The 488-nt window shown below is 62.3% G+C and carries 1 protein-coding gene; it reads right to left on the bottom strand.

Annotated elements, in window-relative coordinates; genetic code table 11:
* Positions 1-36: 36 nt before the first annotated feature.
* A complete protein-coding gene (locus ABD308_RS10320) occupies positions 37-240 on the bottom strand; it encodes a cold-shock protein (RefSeq protein WP_327676217.1) in 204 nt (67 codons plus the stop codon).
* Positions 241-488 lie beyond the last annotated feature (248 nt).

Raw genomic sequence — 488 nt, 5'->3', positions numbered from 1 at the left:
GCTACGCGAGATCGCGAGTCAGCTCGGAGGCTGGACTCAGATGACGCGGATGTTCTCGGCCTGCGGGCCCTTCTGGCCCTGGGTGACGTCGAACTCGACCTTCTGGCCCTCGACGAGCTCACGGAAGCCCTGAGCGACGATGTTCGAGTAGTGCGCGAACACGTCGGGGCCGCCGGTCTCCTGCTCGATGAAGCCGAAGCCCTTCTCGCTGTTGAACCACTTCACGGTGCCGGTAGCCATAACCGTCTCCTCTAACTGGGGCATCGGAGCCCACACCTCGTGGACCCCAAGTAGCCGCGATCCCCATCCGGAGACTGAAACACCGGACAAAACAAATGCGCCTGTTGGTTGGGACCAGCAGGCGCACACAAGCGTTCATGGGAACCAAAACTGCAACTGACTCGACTGTAGCACGGTCGCACCCCGATTGACCGGGGATTTTCTGCCCTACAGATCACGTTTGCGGCCCCCGGGGAACGGGCAGGCGG

The organism is Kitasatospora putterlickiae (assembly GCF_039527695.1).
Taxonomy (GTDB): domain Bacteria; phylum Actinomycetota; class Actinomycetes; order Streptomycetales; family Streptomycetaceae; genus Kitasatospora; species Kitasatospora putterlickiae.
The sequence above is the reverse complement of the archived record's forward strand: the minus strand, read 5'-3'. Positions and strand labels throughout refer to the sequence as shown.

Excerpts from the sequence above, each read along its gene's own strand:
- ABD308_RS10320 (WP_327676217.1), bottom strand. The coding sequence starts at position 240 with ATGGCTACCGGCACCGTGAAGTGGTTCAACAGCGAGAAGGGCTTCGGC.